Source organism: Pseudomonas sp. NPDC089758, from assembly GCF_044748705.1.
GTDB classification, from domain to species: Bacteria; Pseudomonadota; Gammaproteobacteria; order Pseudomonadales; family Pseudomonadaceae; genus Aquipseudomonas; species Aquipseudomonas putida_X.
On the sequence record NZ_JBIVGN010000020.1, the window covers coordinates 1 to 13,110 of the forward strand.

Annotated in this window: 12 protein-coding genes; 7 read left to right on the plus strand and 5 right to left on the minus strand. The window is 62.6% G+C overall.

Annotation, left to right across the window (positions count from 1 at the left end):
• Positions 1 to 167: 167 nt before the first annotated feature.
• The gene (locus tag ACIPZH_RS22395; RefSeq protein WP_241805526.1) at positions 168 to 1,709 is read right to left on the minus strand and encodes a phosphoenolpyruvate carboxykinase; all 1,542 of its coding nucleotides are present in this window, start codon (positions 1,707 to 1,709) and stop codon (positions 168 to 170) included.
• A 179-nt stretch (positions 1,710 to 1,888) separates the two neighbouring features.
• Complete coding sequence (gene hslO / locus ACIPZH_RS22400) at positions 1,889 to 2,788, minus strand: Hsp33 family molecular chaperone HslO (protein ID WP_241805520.1); 900 nt, start codon at positions 2,786 to 2,788, stop codon at positions 1,889 to 1,891.
• A 119-nt stretch (positions 2,789 to 2,907) separates the two neighbouring features.
• Here hslO and ACIPZH_RS22405 point away from each other — a divergent pair, with 119 nt between their 5' ends.
• Positions 2,908 to 3,702 carry a phosphatase PAP2 family protein gene (locus ACIPZH_RS22405; RefSeq protein ID WP_400637900.1) on the plus strand — a complete coding sequence of 265 codons (795 nt, stop codon included), beginning with the start codon at positions 2,908 to 2,910 and terminating at the stop codon, positions 3,700 to 3,702.
• 27 nt (positions 3,703 to 3,729) lie between these two features.
• On the opposite strand, the gene ACIPZH_RS22410 is transcribed toward ACIPZH_RS22405, so the two are convergent.
• Positions 3,730 to 4,131 carry an RNA-binding S4 domain-containing protein gene (locus tag ACIPZH_RS22410; protein ID WP_400637901.1) on the minus strand — a complete coding sequence of 134 codons (402 nt, stop codon included), beginning with the start codon at positions 4,129 to 4,131 and terminating at the stop codon, positions 3,730 to 3,732.
• Positions 4,132 to 4,240: 109 nt separating this feature from the next.
• Here ACIPZH_RS22410 and ACIPZH_RS22415 point away from each other — a divergent pair, with 109 nt between their 5' ends.
• Positions 4,241 to 4,723 carry an ATP-dependent zinc protease gene (locus ACIPZH_RS22415; protein ID WP_267819457.1) on the plus strand — a complete coding sequence of 161 codons (483 nt, stop codon included), beginning with the start codon at positions 4,241 to 4,243 and terminating at the stop codon, positions 4,721 to 4,723.
• Positions 4,720 to 5,625 (plus strand): 30S ribosomal protein S6--L-glutamate ligase, encoded by a 906-nt coding sequence (gene rimK / locus ACIPZH_RS22420; RefSeq protein ID WP_012316721.1) that lies wholly within the window; start codon positions 4,720 to 4,722, stop codon positions 5,623 to 5,625. Before ACIPZH_RS22415 ends, rimK begins: the two co-directional genes overlap by 4 nt.
• A 43-nt stretch (positions 5,626 to 5,668) precedes the next feature.
• Here rimK and ACIPZH_RS22425 read toward each other — a convergent pair whose 3' ends face one another.
• Together ACIPZH_RS22425 and ompR are read right to left on the minus strand one after the other, a co-directional pair.
• The gene (locus tag ACIPZH_RS22425; RefSeq protein WP_012316722.1) at positions 5,669 to 6,982 is read right to left on the minus strand and encodes an ATP-binding protein; all 1,314 of its coding nucleotides are present in this window, start codon (positions 6,980 to 6,982) and stop codon (positions 5,669 to 5,671) included.
• 13 nt (positions 6,983 to 6,995) lie between these two features.
• Positions 6,996 to 7,736: a two-component system response regulator OmpR gene (gene ompR, locus ACIPZH_RS22430; protein ID WP_241805515.1), complete on the minus strand. Its 741-nt coding sequence runs from the start codon at positions 7,734 to 7,736 to the stop codon at positions 6,996 to 6,998.
• A 228-nt stretch (positions 7,737 to 7,964) separates the two neighbouring features.
• Between ompR and ACIPZH_RS22435 the strand changes: the two genes are divergently transcribed.
• From ACIPZH_RS22435 to ACIPZH_RS22450, 4 genes are all read left to right on the plus strand, one after another.
• Positions 7,965 to 10,289, plus strand: coding sequence for a Tex family protein (locus ACIPZH_RS22435; RefSeq protein WP_400637902.1), 2,325 nt, complete (start codon positions 7,965 to 7,967; stop codon positions 10,287 to 10,289).
• Positions 10,289 to 10,672 (plus strand): PaaI family thioesterase, encoded by a 384-nt coding sequence (locus tag ACIPZH_RS22440; protein WP_267819463.1) that lies wholly within the window; start codon positions 10,289 to 10,291, stop codon positions 10,670 to 10,672. The genes ACIPZH_RS22435 and ACIPZH_RS22440 overlap by 1 nt, the downstream gene beginning before the upstream one ends.
• 154 nt (positions 10,673 to 10,826) lie before the next feature.
• The gene (gene gshA / locus ACIPZH_RS22445) at positions 10,827 to 12,404 is read left to right on the plus strand and encodes a glutamate--cysteine ligase (protein ID WP_400637904.1); all 1,578 of its coding nucleotides are present in this window, start codon (positions 10,827 to 10,829) and stop codon (positions 12,402 to 12,404) included.
• Positions 12,404 to 13,042 (plus strand): TetR/AcrR family transcriptional regulator, encoded by a 639-nt coding sequence (locus tag ACIPZH_RS22450; RefSeq protein WP_267819467.1) that lies wholly within the window; start codon positions 12,404 to 12,406, stop codon positions 13,040 to 13,042. The genes gshA and ACIPZH_RS22450 overlap by 1 nt, the downstream gene beginning before the upstream one ends.
• Positions 13,043 to 13,110 lie beyond the last annotated feature (68 nt).

Genomic DNA, 13,110 nt, shown 5'->3' on the forward strand with positions numbered 1-13,110 from the left:
TAGGCTGTAATCGCTGTGAGCTTGAATTGCTCGGTGTACTTACCCATAGATCCCCCAAGGGTTGGATTGGTGTCCAACTTCTTGGGGGCAGTCCATACCTGTGGGAGCCGGCTTGCCGGCGATGGGCTGCGTAGCAGCCCTGCTAACGCTGACTCGACTGGCTCAGCTTACAGCTGTGGGCCAGCAGCCTTGATGGCGTCGGACACGTCGAACTTCTTGAAGTTTTCAGTGAACAGCTTGGCCAAGCCTTTTGCAGCTTCGTCGTAGGCAGCTTTGTCAGCCCAGGTGTTGCGCGGGTTGAGCAGCTCGGTCTCGACGCCCGGAACGGCCTTCGGCACGTCCAGGTTGATGATGTCCAGGTGCTCGGTCTCGGTACCGACCAGCGCGCCGCTCTGGATGGCAGCGATCACGCCACGGGTGGTCGGGATGCTGAAGCGCTTGCCGACACCATAGCCACCACCGGTCCAACCGGTGTTGACCAGGTAGACCTTGGAGCCGAAGGCGTTGATACGCTTGATCAGCAGCTCGGCGTATTCGCCTGCCGGGCGCGGGAAGAACGGTGCGCCGAAGCAGGTGGAGAAGGTCGACTTGATGCCGCCGCCCGAACCCATTTCGGTAGAACCGACCAGCGCGGTGTAGCCAGACAGGAAGTGGTAGGCCGCCTGCTCGTTGTTCAGGATCGAAACTGGCGGCAGAACACCGGTCAGGTCGCAGGTCAGGAAGATGACCGCGTTAGGCTCGCCACCCAGGTTGGCTTCGGCGCGCTTGGCGACGTGCTCCAATGGGTAGGCGGCGCGGCTGTTCTGGGTCAGGCTGACATCGGCGTAGTCGGCGTGCTTGTTGCCGTCGAGGACGACGTTTTCCAGCACGGCGCCATGCTTGATGGCTTTCCAGATGACCGGCTCGTTCTTCTCGGACAGGTCGATGCACTTGGCGTAGCAGCCGCCTTCCATATTGAAGACAACGCCTTCGCCCCAACCGTGCTCGTCATCACCGATCAGGTAACGGCTTTCGTCAGCCGACAGGGTGGTCTTGCCGGTGCCGGAAAGGCCGAAGAACAGAGTGACGTCGCCTTCTTCACCGATGTTGGCGGCACAGTGCATTGGCAGCACGTCGGCAGCCGGCAGCAGGAAGTTCTGCACCGAGAACATGGCTTTCTTCATTTCGCCGGCATAACGCATGCCAGCGATCAGCACCTTCTTGGCGGCGAAGTTGATGATGACGCAACCGTCGGAGTTGGTGCCGTCACGCTCAGGCACGCACTCGAAGTTGGCAACGTTGAGGACCTGCCACTGGTCGCGACCAGCCGGGTTAAACTGCTCAGGGTTGATGAACAGGCAACGGCCGAACAGGTTCTGCCAGGCGGTCTGGGTGGTCATCTTCACCGGCAGGTAGTGCTCGGCGGCAGCCCCTACGTGAACGTAGGAAACGAAGTGATCCTGGGCGTTGTTGAACGCCTCGACGCGGTCCCACAGGGCATCGAACTTGTCGGCCGGGAACTTGCGGTTGATCGGGCCCCAGGCGATGGCGTCCTGGGTGGAAGGTTCTTCGACGATGAAACGGTCAGCCGGCGAACGGCCAGTACGGTGCCCGGTCTCGACGACCAGTGCGCCGGTATCGGCTAGCACGCCTTCACCGCGTTGCAGCGCTTCTTTTACCAGCTCATCGACGCTCAGGTCGGTGTACACGGTGTTGTTGGCTTGCGTCATGAGATACCCCATCCGGCCCGAGGCCGAGTGCTCCAAACGTTTTGTAGTTGTCTAAAAAAAACTACTACAGCGAAAAAAGTGGCCGGATTATGCCAGAAACGCCCAAAAAAAGTAGGCCCCTCCTGTCGTAACTGCCCTTTTGCGCAATTCGACAGGAGAATTCACTGAAATTAAACGTTTCAGTGGCGAGTTTCTGACGCCGTGTCAGTGCCACCACCGGCAAACAGTTGTGCCACATCGCTGGCATCGAAGAAATAACGCTCGTTGCAGAACTGGCAATCGATCTCGACCTTGCCACCGCACTCCTCGACCAGCTGCTTGGCATCCTGCTCGCCAAGACTGACCAGCGCATTGCCGGAACGTTCGCGCGAGCAGCTGCACTTGAAGCGCAGCGGCTGGATGTCGAACAGGCGTACGGCGTCCTCATGATAGAGGCGGTGCAGCAAGGTTTCGTTGGCCTCGGCCCACTCTTGCGGCTTGAGGGTGTTGGCCAGGGCAATCACATGCTGCCAGCTGTCCTCGCGCTCTTCTTCGTCACGCTGGCGATCCACCGGCAACTGCTGCAGCAACAGGCCGCGGGCCTTGCCGCCTTCGGCGTTGAGCCAGAAGCGCGTGTTGAGCTGCTGCGACTGCACGAAGTAGTTGGTGAAGCACTCGGCCAGGTTTTTGCCGTCGAGCTCGACGGTACCCTGGTAGCGCTGGCCCTTGACCGGGTCGATGGTCAGGGTCAGATGGCCGTCCGGCATCAGCTGAGCCAACGTCGCGTCGGCGGGGATCTGGTCCGCTTCGTATCGCGCCATGCCCCGGATGTCGCGCTCGCCCGAGCACTCCACCATCAACAGTGGGATGGGGCCGGCAGAGCGGGCCTGAAGGATCAGCAGGCCGTCGAACTTCAATGCGCCTACCAACAGCGAGGTAGCGGCCATCAGTTCGCCGAGCAATGTGGCAACGGGCTGTGGGTAGGCGTGACGAGCCAACACTGCGGCGTAGCTGTCATCGAGTGCCACCCACTCGCCGCGAATATCGCGGTCGTCGAAGATGAAACGTTGGGTGAAATCGGTATCCGGCAAATCGCTCATAGGTTTTGGCTATCTAAAAATGATGACAAAATGGTTACACGGGATGTCTGACAGTTGCGAGATTCCGTGACAGAGCGCTCACAAGGCGCTCCGATTCCTGATTGCAATAGAGGTATTTTATGGACAATCGACCACTGTTAAAAGCAACGTGGTCCTGGGGCCCCTTGGCAGCCTGCACGTTGCTGCCCATCGCTCTACTGTGTTTCTGGTTATGGCCCTTTGGCCAGATCCTGTGCCTGACTTTCGACGAATGGCTGTTCCACAGCCTCAATGCACCGTTGGCCGACAACACCGCCTGGCGCTATGTCTGGACCATCGGCAGCCTGCGGCCCTTCGACATCGTCGTTGGCCTGATCCTTCTGGCCGTGCTGATCCGCGGCGACTGGGTGTTCAAAGCCAGCCAGGTGCGTGAAGCCTTCTTCGGCTTTCTGGTTACGCTAATCCTCTTAGTGGTGATTCGCGCGCTGTTTTCCAAGTGGGTGGATGCAATGGGCTGGCAGCATGACAGCCCATCGATGGTATTCACCAACGCTGTGCACCTGAGCGACTACTACCCGAACCTTGAGAAGGCATGGGAGCTGAAGGACCGTTCCAGCAACAGCTTCCCGGGCGACCACGCCTCGGTGTTGCTGATCTGGGCCTTGTTCATGAGCCTGTTCAGCCGGCGCCTGGTCCAGCACCTGGTGATCTGGGGCCTGGCGTTGCTGTTCATGCTGCCACGGCTGGTCGCAGGCGCGCACTGGGGGCAGGATGACTACATCGGTGGCGTGCTGATGGCAGTGCTGGCCTTGGGCTGGAGCTGCCATACGCCGCTAGCGGCAAAGGGTAGCGCATTGCTGGTGCGGTGGACGGCGCCATTGTTTGCCATCGGGGCCAGGCTACCGTTGGTCGGGCGCCTGGCGGTGTTCCGCTAGAGGCCAGGGGCTGCTGCTCAGCCCCTTTCAGTCAAAATGACCGTGCAGTTGGTGAATCTGCCGCCGCTGCTTCTTGTTCGGCCGGCCGTCGGTGGTCACGCCCATCGCCCCGGCCTTGCGCAGCTCGGCTGCCTGCTCACGGCGGCGCACACTCTCCTCGGTTTCTGCGTACAGGGCCTGCGCTTCAGGCGCGCCCCTGCGTACCGCCGACAGCACCTTGACCACCACGGTACGCTCGTCGAAACCGGTACGCAGCACGAACTCGTCACCCACCCTCGGCTCTTTGCCAGGTTTGCAGCGCTCGCCACGGCAATGCACCTTGCCACTTTCGATGGCGGCCTTGGCCAGCGCCCGGGTCTTGTAGAACCGCGCCGCCCATAACCATTTATCCAGGCGTACCTTGTCGTCCTCTTCCGCTTTGTGTGCCATCCCGTTACCTCGAATTCTGTCTTTAACCGAACTGTACTACCGTAACTGACGGATGCAAAAAGTCCCCGCCGTGCTTACAGTTCACCACCTCATTCGCAGGGTGTGCTTCGTGAAGACATTTGACCATCTGACTGTAATCGGCCTGCGTGAGTGGGTCGCTTTGCCCGACCTCGGTGTGGCGGGCCTGCGCGCCAAGATCGATACCGGTGCCAGCACCTCCAGCCTGCACGCTACCGAGGTGGAGCCTTTCGAACGCGACGGCCAGCCGTGGGTGCGCTTTACGGCTCACCTGGGTTCGGTCGTGCAATTGCGCCACCGCCGCTGCGAAGCCCCACTGGTGACGATGAAGACCATCAAGAGCTCCAACGGCCACGCCCAGACCCGTTACGTGATCCGCACATCGTTGGCGTTGGGCGATGGCGTCTGGGAGGTCGAGTTCACCCTCGCCTGCCGCAAGAACATGCGCTATCGCCTGCTGCTTGGCTCCAAGGCGCTCATTCACGGCCAACTGGTGGTCAACCCCGGGCTCAAGTACGTGCAAGACAAACCGGCCTACCCGGCCACCCTATCTCCTGTCACAGGTGCTGCATGAAGATCGCTGTGCTGTCGCGCAATCCGCGTCTGTATTCCACCCGCCGGCTGGTCGAAGCCGGCACTCAGCGTGGCCATGAAATGGTGGTGATCGATACCTTGCGCGCCTACATGAACATCGCCAGCCACAAGCCGCAGATCCATTACCGCGGCAAGCCGCTGGAGGGTTTCGATGCAGTGATCCCGCGCATCGGCGCCTCAGTGACGTTCTACGGCTGCGCGGTGCTGCGCCAGTTCGAGATGATGGGCGTTTACCCGCTCAACGAGTCGGTGGCCATCGCCCGTTCGCGTGACAAGCTGCGTTCGTTGCAGTTGTTGTCCCGGCGCGGCATCGGCCTGCCCATTACCGGGTTCGCCCACTCGCCGGACGACATCCCCGACCTGATCCAGATGGTCAATGGCGCCCCACTGGTCATCAAGGTACTGGAAGGCACGCAAGGCATCGGCGTGGTGTTGTGCGAGACGACCCAAGCAGCCGAGTCAGTGATCGAAGCGTTCATGGGCCTGAAACAGAACATCATGGTTCAGGAGTACATCAAGGAGGCCGGCGGTGCCGATATCCGCTGCTTCGTGGTAGGCGACAAGGTGATTGCTTCGATGAAGCGCCAGGCCAAACCAGGCGAGTTCCGCTCCAACCTGCATCGGGGCGGTGTGGCCAGCCTGATCAAGATCACCCCCGAAGAACGTATAACCGCCATTCGTGCGGCCAAGGTGATGGGCCTGAGTGTGGCGGGGGTGGATATTCTGCGCTCCAACCACGGCCCGCTGGTGATGGAGGTGAATTCCTCACCGGGGCTGGAAGGTATCGAGGTGACAACCGGCAAGAACGTGGCCGGTATGATCATCGAGCATCTGGAGAAAAATGGCGGGCCGAATCAGACCCGGACCAAGGGCAAGGGCTGAGGTTTCGGGGCTGCCGTGCAGCCCCATCGTCGGCAGCGAAAGCTCACACCGCGTTACGCGGTAGCAACAGCCCCAACGGTAACCTCACCCGCGCCTCGATCCCGCCCCCGGAGCGGTTGCGCAACTCGACATTACCGCCATGCTGGGCGGCGATCCGCTTGACGATCGCCAGCCCCAGCCCGGTGCCCTTGCCACCCCGCGCCCGGTCCCCACGAATGAACGGGTTGAAGATGGTCTCCAGCTCCGACTCATCGATCCCCGCGCCCCGGTCCAGCACGCTCAGCACCACATAGGGCGCGCTCTCATCGCCCGACACATAGGCGGCCACCTCGACCCCCTTGCCCGCATGATGCAGCGCATTACCGATCAGGTTGCCCAGCATGCGCTTGAGCGAAACCCTGCGCAGCGGGAATGGCGGAATAGGCTCGAGGCACAAGCGCACACGCTCTTGCGGCTGGTTGTAGGGCGCCACCACTTCGCGCACCAGGTCGGCCAGGTCGACCTCCTCCAGCGGCTCGTCGCGGCCATCGCGAATGAAAGCCAGGAACTGGTCAAGAATCGCATCCATGTCTTCGATGTCGCGGACCATGTCGTCGCTCAGGTCGTTGTCACTGTTGAGCAAGGACAGCGACAGACGCAGACGCGTCAGTGGCGTGCGCAAATCGTGGGACACCCCCGCCAGCATCAACTCGCGCTCACGCCCGGCCTGCTCGACATCCTCGGCCATCTGGTTGAACGCGCGATACACCTCGGTCATTTCGCTCGGCGTATCGCTGATCGGCAGACGCACACTGCGACCCTGGCCCAACTGGCGGGCAGCGAACACCAGGCGTTTGAGCGGCTGGTTGAGCTGGCGCACGAAGATCCATGCCGAAGCGGTGGACAACAGGCCGATGGCCAGGAACCAGCCAAGCACGTTCCAGATCTTCTGGCCGCGCAACGGGTGCGGATAAAGCGGCACTTTCAGCCAGCCTGGGCCGAGGCTTGGCGCGTTGACCCACAACGCCGGCGGTGCGTGGATGCGCAAGCGCACTTCGGTGTCCTCGCCCAGCTCGGCCTGCATCTGGCGTTGATAGATTTCGCTGTAGGGCCAGTGCTGCTCGCCCTCTGGCACGCCAGAGCCGGTCACCCGGATCAGGCCTGCGGCTTCGGCAATCTTGTCGCGGTTTTCTTCATCGGCCGCCCAATAGGCGCGCAGCGTCAGCGCCACACCATGGCTGTATTGCCGATCGACCAGCACGTCCTCGTTCATCAGCAGGTAGACCAGGGTCAACGCCTTGGAGAACAGGACGACGATCAGCACCAGCCACAGGGTACGGGCGAAGAAGCTCTGCGGGAACCAGACCGGAGTTTTCATCGAAGGCCAGCGTTCATTTGCTGGCGTTTCCGTCCGGTACGAAGACGTAACCTACGCCCCACACAGTCTGGATATACCGCGGTTTGGACGGGTCCGGTTCGATCATGCGGCGCAGGCGCGAGATCTGTACGTCGATCGAGCGCTCCAGGGCATCCCACTCTCGGCCACGGGCCAGGTTCATCAGCTTGTCGCGGGTCAACGGCTCGCGGGCGTGCATGACCAGCGCCTTGAGCACGGCGAACTCACCGGTGGTGAGCATGTGCACTTCTTCACCACGCTTGAGTTCACGGGTGGCCAGCGACAGCTCGTAATCGCCGAAGGTGACCAACTCGTCCTCGCTGCCCGGGGCGCCCGGCACCGTGGGTGCCTGACGGCGCAACACGGCCTTGACCCGCGCCATCAGCTCGTCCGGGTTGAACGGCTTGCCCAGGTAATCGTCAGCGCCCAGCTCAAGCCCCTTGATGCGGCTGAGCTCGTCACCCTTGGCGGTGAGCATGATGATCGGGATCTGGTTGTTCGACTGGCGCAGGCGCTTGCACGCTGACAAGCCATCCTCGCCGGGCAGCATCAGGTCGAGCACCACCAGGTTGAACACCTCGCGCTGCAGCAGGCGGTCCATCTGTTCGGTGTTGGGCACCGCGCGGGCACGGTAGCCCTTGCTGGTGAAGAAACGTTCCAGCAGGCTGCTGAGCCCCGGATCGTCGTCGACGATGAGAATCTTGTCACCTTCAGCGGTATTTGCGGTGCCGGTCATGAATAACTCCTCTGAGATCGCCGCGCATTATGGCGTAGCCATTGCCACGCGTGCCGTGAGCATTGTTAGCAGATTTTTCCCCCGGCGCCAGTTCCCGGCCTCGGCGACTGGCCTGGCGCCATCACCGCAAGCCTTCTCCGATGGGTATAATGCGCGGCTTTCATCCAGCGCCGCCGGGCGGAACAAGCGCCTCGCAGCCCCCGTATTCACAATTGTCAGGTGGTTTACATGGACAGCATCAACAGCCGTATCGCCGAGGAACTGGGCGTACGCCCTCAGCAGGTCGAGGCGGCCGTGGGCCTGTTGGACGAAGGCTCGACCGTGCCCTTCATCGCCCGTTACCGCAAGGAAGTGACCGGTAGCCTGGACGACACCCAGTTGCGGCACCTGGAAGAGCGCCTGCGCTACCTGCGCGAGCTGGACGAGCGCCGTGCGAGCATCCTGTCCAGCATCGAGGAACAGGGCAAGCTGACCCCTGAACTGGCCCGCGAGATCAAGCTGGCCGACACCAAGACCCGCCTCGAAGACCTTTACCTGCCCTACAAGCAAAAGCGCCGCACCAAGGGCCAGATCGCCCTGGAAGCGGGCCTGGGCGAGTTGGCCGACGGCCTGTTCAACGACCCGCAACTGGCGCCGGAAAGCGAAGCGGCGCGCTTCGTCGATGCCCAAAAGGGTGTCGCCGACGTCAAGGCCGCCCTCGAGGGCGCCAAGTACATCCTCATGGAGCGCTTCGCCGAGGACGCTGCCCTGCTCGACAAGCTGCGCAACTTCCTCAAGCAGGAAGCGGTGCTCAGTGCCCGCGTGGTGGCTGGCAAGGAAGAGGAAGGTGCCAAGTTCCGCGACTATTTCGCCCATGACGAACTGCTGCGCAATTGCCCGTCGCACCGCGCACTGGCGATTTTCCGCGGCCGTAACGAAGGCGTGCTGAGCGCATCGCTGAAAGTCGGCGAAGAGCTGCCGGGCACCCTGCACCCCTGCGAAATGATGATTGGCGGGCACTTCGGCGTGGAAAACCGCAACCGCCCGGCTGACAAGTGGCTGGGCGAGGTGGTGCGCTGGACCTGGAAGGTCAAGCTGTACACCCACTTGGAAACCGACCTGTTCGGTGAGTTGCGCGACAACGCCGAAAGCGAGGCGATCAATGTCTTCGCCCACAACCTGCATGACTTGCTGCTGGCCGCCCCGGCCGGCCCGCGTGCCACCCTGGGCTTCGACCCGGGCCTGCGTACCGGCTGCAAGGTCGCAGTGGTCGATGCCACCGGCAAGCTGCTGGACACCGCGACGGTCTATCCGCACGCGCCACGCAACGACTGGGACCGCACGATTTCGGTACTGGCTGCGCTGTGCGCCAAGCACTCGGTGGAGCTGATCGCCATTGGCAACGGCACCGCCAGCCGCGAAAGCGACAAGCTGATCGCTGAGCTGGTTAAAAAATACCCGGCGCTGAAGATCACCAAGATCATGGTGTCCGAAGCCGGAGCGTCGGTGTACTCGGCATCGGAGCTGGCTGCCCGTGAATTCCCTGACCTGGACGTCTCGATCCGTGGCGCCGTGTCGATTGCCCGCCGCCTGCAGGACCCGTTGGCCGAACTGGTGAAGATCGACCCCAAATCCATCGGTGTCGGCCAGTATCAGCACGATGTATCCCAGGTGAAGCTGGCGCGCGGGCTGGACGCTGTGGTCGAAGACTGTGTGAACGCCGTGGGTGTGGACGTCAACACCGCTTCGGTCGCGCTGCTGACCCGTATCTCTGGCCTCAACGCCACCCTGGCGCAGAACATCGTCGCGCACCGCGATGCCAATGGCCCGTTCGCCACCCGTGCCGCACTCAAGAAGGTCAGCCGGCTGGGCGAGAAAACCTTCGAGCAGGCCGCCGGCTTCCTGCGCGTCATGAACGGCGACAACCCGCTGGATGCCTCCGCCGTGCACCCGGAGGCCTACCCGCTGGTGAAACGCATCGCCGCCGACACCGGCCGTGACATCCGCTCGCTCATCGGCGACAGCGGCTTCCTCAAGCGCCTGGACCCCAAGCAGTTCACCGACGAAACCTTCGGCCTGCCCACCGTCACCGACATCCTCCAGGAACTGGACAAGCCCGGGCGTGACCCGCGCCCCGAGTTCAAGACCGCCACCTTCCAGGACGGCGTCGAAGACCTCAAGGACCTGGAGCCTGGCATGATTCTCGAAGGGGTGGTCACCAACGTCACCAACTTCGGTGCTTTCGTCGACATCGGCGTGCACCAGGACGGCCTGGTGCACATCTCGGCGCTGTCCGAGAAGTTCGTCAAGGACCCGCGCGAGGCGGTCAAGGCCGGCGACGTGGTCAAGGTCAAGGTCATGGAAGTGGACATCCCGCGCAAGCGTGTCGGCCTGTCCATGCGCATGAGCGATACCCCAGGCGAAAAAGTCGAAGGCAACCGCGGTGGCAACCGTGGCAATGGCGGCAACCGCCAGCAGCAGGCACCGCGCCAGCGCGAAACCGCTAGCGCCGCACCGGCGAACAACGCCATGGCTGCGCTCTTTGCCAACGCCAAGCAGTTGAAGAAGAAGTGATGGAGATCCCCAAGGCGCTGGTTGAAAGCGCCTACAGCCAGCTGCTGGGCTGCCGCCTGCAACGCCTGGACACCGGCGTGGCAGAGGTGGCTCTGGCGCTTGAGCCGCACCTGCGCAACCGCGGCCAGAAGCTGCACGGCGGGGCCATCTTCAGCCTGGTGGACATCGCCATGGGCCTGGCCTGCTCGGCCAGCCATGGCTTTGACCAGCAGAGCGTGACCATCGAATGCAAGATCAACTACATGCGCGCGGTCGGTGACGGCGAGGTACTGTGCACGGCGCGGGTGCTGCACGCCGGGCGGCGGACCTTGGTGGTCGACGCCGACGTAGTCCAAGGCGACAAACTGGTCGCCAAAGCGCAGGGAACCTTCGCAGTTCTCTAGCTCACCAAATGGTATCTGCGGTATTTTGCGGCAGTGCGCTGGCACTGCCGTAACCGCGTAAACCAGGCGACAACGCCAGTTCCTTTCCTCCTACCCTTGTAGACCGTCAACTCTACCCCCATATTGGGGCGACTGATGCGTGAAGGAAACCATCTTGAGCGACCTCCTCAACCGCCGCCTGAGCCTGCTCGGCGCCAATCTTCCCCTGCTCAAGCAGTGCCTGCACGGTATTGAGCGCGAATGCCTGCGCGTCACCGACGAAGGTCGCCTGGCTCAGACCCCACACCCGGAAAGCCTGGGTTCGGCGCTGACCAACGAGCAGATAACCACCGATTATTCCGAGTCGCTGCTGGAGTTCATCACCCCGGCCCTGGCTGACCCGGCCCAGGTGCTGGAAAGCCTCGAGCAAACCCACCGTTTCGTCTACAGCAAGCTTGGCGACGAACTGCTGTGGAGCCCGTCGATGCCGTGCACGCTGCCGGCCGAGGAGGACATCCCGATCGCCGAGTACGGGACCTCGAACATCGGCAAGCTGAAGCACGTCTACCGCAAGGGCCTGGCCCTGCGCTACGGCCGCACCATGCAGTGCATCGCCGGCATCCACTACAACTTCTCGTTGCCTGAAGCGCTGTGGCCCCTGCTGCGCGCCGCCGAAGGCAACGACCAGAGCGACCGCGACTATCAATCGGCGGCGTACATTGCGCTGATCCGCAACTTCCGCCGTTACAGCTGGCTGCTGATGTACCTGTTCGGTGCTTCGCCAGCCCTGGACAAAGGCTTCCTGCGCGGCCGCCCGCACCAGCTCGAAGAGCTGGACGCCGAAACCCTGTACCTGCCCTACGCCACCAGCCTGCGCATGAGCGACCTGGGTTACCAGAGCAATGCTCAGGCGGGCCTGACGCCCTGCTACAACAACCTGGCCAGTTATACCGACAGCCTGCGCAAGGCAGTGGGCACGCCCTACCCGCCCTACGTGGAGATCGGCACGCATGTCGACGGCGAATGGGTGCAGTTGAACACCAACATCCTGCAGATCGAGAACGAGTACTACTCGAACATTCGCCCCAAACGTGTCACCTACTCCGGCGAACGGCCGATCCAGGCCCTGACCTCCCGCGGCGTGCAGTATGTCGAGGTGCGTTGCCTGGACATCAACCCGTTCCTGCCGGTAGGCATCGACCTCACCGAGGCGCGCTTCATCGATGCGTTCCTGCTGTTCTGTGCGCTGGAAGACAGCCCGCAGCTGGACAACGGCGAATGCGGCCAGTGCACCGACAACTTCCTGACCGTGGTCAAGGAGGGCCGTCGCCCAGGCCTTGAGCTGCGCCGCAATGGCCTGCCGATCGGCCTGAAAGACTGGGCCAGTGAACTGATCGAGCGTATCCGGCTATTGGCCAACCTGCTCGACCAGGCGCAAGGCTCTGATGAGCACGCCAAGGCCCTGGATGCCCAGCAGGCCAAGGTCGACGACGCCTCGCTGACCCCCTCTGCCCAGGTGTTGGCACGCATGGCCGAGCATGACGAAAGCTTCGTCCAGTTCTCGCTTCGCCAAAGCCGGCTCCACGCCGAGGCTTTCCGCGAGCAGCCACTGAGCAACGACAAGCAGCAGGCATTCGAAACGCTGGCACGCGAATCGCTCGCCAAGCAGTCCGAGCTGGAGCAAGAGGAAGTCGGTGACTTCGACCTGTTCGTCGGCGCCTACCAGGCCAGTATCCTGGCAATCAGCAACTGATGAACCGCTCGACCACCCCGCGCAAGCCGCGCGCCAGCAGCCAGGCCAGGATCGAAGCCATCCTGGCGGCGGCGCGCGAACTGCTGGCTGAACAAGGGGTGGCGGCACTTTCCATCTACAGCGTGGCCGAGCGGGCGCAGATTCCACCCTCGTCGGTGTATCACTTCTTCGCCAGCGTGCCGGCCTTGCTGGAAGCCCTGACAGCCGATGTGCACCGGGCGTTTCGCGAAGCCCTGAGCGCACCGATCGACAGCAGCGCATTGAGCACCTGGCAGCAACTGTCACGGCTGATCGAAGAGCGCATGCTTGCCATCTACAACGAGGATGCGGCGGCGCGGCAGCTGATTCTGGCGCAGCATGGCCTGAGCGAAGTGGTGCAGGCCGACCGGCAGCACGACATGGAACTGGGCGACTTGATGCACAAGCTGTTCGACCAGCATTTCCACCTGCCGGCGATGCCGCTGGATGTGGATGTGTTTGCCTTGGCCATGGAGCTCAGTGACCGGGTCTATGCCCGCTCGATGCAGCTGCATGAACAGATCACGCCGCGCATGGCAGAAGAAGGGATGCGGGTATGCGAGGCGTATCTGGGGCTCTACCTGCCACCGTTTCTGGGTAAACGCCACACAGCGCCCTGAGCCAGGCCCTCAGCTGTAGCTGCAAGAGCGAGGCGTGGTGCGGATCGATTGGTCACGCGGGCTGGGAC

What these genes read in the sequence shown, in the direction of transcription:
- ACIPZH_RS22450 (WP_267819467.1), top strand. Translation starts at nt 12,404, where the DNA reads ATGAACCGCTCGACCACCCCGCGCAAGCCGCGCGCCAGCAGCCAGGCC.
- ACIPZH_RS22440 (WP_267819463.1), top strand. Translation starts at nt 10,289, where the DNA reads ATGGAGATCCCCAAGGCGCTGGTTGAAAGCGCCTACAGCCAGCTGCTG.
- ACIPZH_RS22425 (WP_012316722.1), bottom strand. Translation starts at nt 6,982, where the DNA reads ATGAAAACTCCGGTCTGGTTCCCGCAGAGCTTCTTCGCCCGTACCCTG.
- hslO (WP_241805520.1), bottom strand. Translation starts at nt 2,788, where the DNA reads ATGAGCGATTTGCCGGATACCGATTTCACCCAACGTTTCATCTTCGAC.
- ACIPZH_RS22405 (WP_400637900.1), top strand. Translation starts at nt 2,908, where the DNA reads ATGGACAATCGACCACTGTTAAAAGCAACGTGGTCCTGGGGCCCCTTG.
- ACIPZH_RS22435 (WP_400637902.1), top strand. Translation starts at nt 7,965, where the DNA reads ATGGACAGCATCAACAGCCGTATCGCCGAGGAACTGGGCGTACGCCCT.
- rimK (WP_012316721.1), top strand. Translation starts at nt 4,720, where the DNA reads ATGAAGATCGCTGTGCTGTCGCGCAATCCGCGTCTGTATTCCACCCGC.
- ompR (WP_241805515.1), bottom strand. Translation starts at nt 7,736, where the DNA reads ATGACCGGCACCGCAAATACCGCTGAAGGTGACAAGATTCTCATCGTC.
- ACIPZH_RS22410 (WP_400637901.1), bottom strand. Translation starts at nt 4,131, where the DNA reads ATGGCACACAAAGCGGAAGAGGACGACAAGGTACGCCTGGATAAATGG.
- ACIPZH_RS22395 (WP_241805526.1), bottom strand. Translation starts at nt 1,709, where the DNA reads ATGACGCAAGCCAACAACACCGTGTACACCGACCTGAGCGTCGATGAG.